Genomic DNA, 1,940 nt, shown 5'->3' on the forward strand with positions numbered 1-1,940 from the left:
CTGGCCGCCTTCCGCTCCCAGATCGACGCGGCCACCGCCCACCCTCGAGCGCCGGAGGCGCTCCAAAATCACAGCCCGACCCTTCGCGAAGGGGCACATCCGAACTCACCTTCGCGAACGGGTCGATCCAAACGCACCTCGTCGCGAAGGGGCCGATCCAAAGGTACCGGCCCGCCTACCCCGGTAGTACCGGTACCGCGTCCGCTCCCAGGCCCGGCACCTCGCGCCAATACGGGTCGCCGCCCTCCGGTGTCCGGGTCAATTCCAGTACCGCCCGCGAATCCGCCACGTACTGGCGTTCGATGGAACCCGTGACCAGCCGGACCGGGGGGGTGAGGTTTCGCCCGCCCAGTGAGGACATACCGGAACCGTCGATCTTGACCGTCCGGACCGGGTCGACGGTTCCGCTGCCGGCCAGGATGATCGTATCGTCGCTGTACCAGTCCAGGGAGGTGGCCGGAGCGCTGAGTTCGATCGCGATCTGCTGTGGGGAGGTGAGCGCGAAACTGCCGTCCGGCCTGCGGAGCACCATGGCGGTGTAGACCTTGCCGTCGGCGATCAGCGCCGCCCCGACTCCGTTGCGGGAGATCCGCAGTTCGGTGATGGGTGCTTCGATGGCGGATCCGGAATCGTCGGCGAACAGCTGGGAGGTGTCGACCTCCTGTACCGAGACGTTGCCTGTGTCGCGGTTGGTGACGGCCCGGATCACCCGGTCGCCGTTGATGACGGCCCAGGCCGCGCTGCCGTCGGAGGTCCAGGACGGGCGGGTGATCGCACCGCCCTCGGCGACCGGGAAGGCGTTACCGCCGTAGCTGCCGACCATCAGGGTGCGTTGTGGCTGCGGCGGCGCCCGGCCCGCGTCCGCGACGGCCGCGACCAGTTTCCCGTCCGGTGACAGTCCCACCGACTGCAGGTTCTGTACCGAACCGAAGTATCCCGGGGTGGGGTTGAGGGAACTGTTGTTGCCGACCTCGACGAGGGTTCCGTTGCGTAGCGCGTGCAGCCCGACCCGGGCGTCGGGCTGGATGGAGTCGGCGATCGGGCCGAGGTCGCCTACCGACCATCCGCTGCCGGCGAATCGCTCGTCCAGCGGCCGGCCGTCGGCGAGCAGCATGTAGGGGCCGAGTACATCGGCGCCGGCCAGGGTCAGGATCACCTGGGCGGCGAACAGTTCGCGGTCGCGTTCGTTCAGGTCGCCGACACCGGAGAAATCGATCCGGACACCGCCCAGACCCACGCCCACCCCGACCGGGTCACCGTTGGCCTTGGTGATGGCGCCGCGCACGGCCACCGGCGGGGCGAGGTAGTTGCGGACCGCGGGGGCGATGAAGGGCTGCGGCCCGGCGATCAGCATGGTGACCAGTTGCTGCGCCACCTCGTCGGGCCGTACCGAGATCCAGCGCAGGTCCGGTGCCACATGCTGGCCGTCGGCCGTGACGAAGTACAGGGCCTGCCGCCGGTAGGACTGGGTGAAGGCGTTGTATTCCATGACCACGCCGTCGGGGAGTTCATCGATGCGCCACTCTCCGTCGACGCGGTTCATCTCGATCTTGTGTTCGATGATCCCGTCGGCGGCGTGGTAGGAGCCGTCCGGGGCGAGTTCACCGACCTTGCGGGCGCGCAGCACATAGGTCGCCTCGTTCTCGGTGCGTGATTCGCGCAGCGTATCGGCCCGTTCGACGATCACATTGGACTCCGCGTCGTTCCACTGGGTGGAAGCCGCGGGGGTCATGTATTGGCGGGCGGCGAGATGACCGTCGGTGGGATCCGCGGTGGCCTTGAGGAAATCACCCAGCAGCAGATCGGGGTCGCGCCCTTCGGTGGGCAGCGGCGGCCCTTCCGCGGTGGGCTCCTGCTGAATGGTGCCCAGCGCCTGGGGCTGTGAGGAATCGGGCAGGTTCGCGCACCCGCCCGCGGCCACCAGCGCCGCCAAGGCGGCG

Annotated in this window: 1 protein-coding gene; it reads right to left on the reverse strand. The window is 69.0% G+C overall.

Features of this window, described 5'->3' with window-relative positions; translation table 11 throughout:
• Nucleotides 1–175 precede the first annotated feature (175 nt).
• Nucleotides 176–1,940 (reverse strand): MtrAB system accessory lipoprotein LpqB (gene lpqB / locus ACWDU1_RS31950; RefSeq protein ID WP_450004149.1); only part of this gene is annotated, 1,765 nt, incomplete at its 5' end.

The organism is Nocardia sp. NPDC003345 (assembly GCF_053589395.1).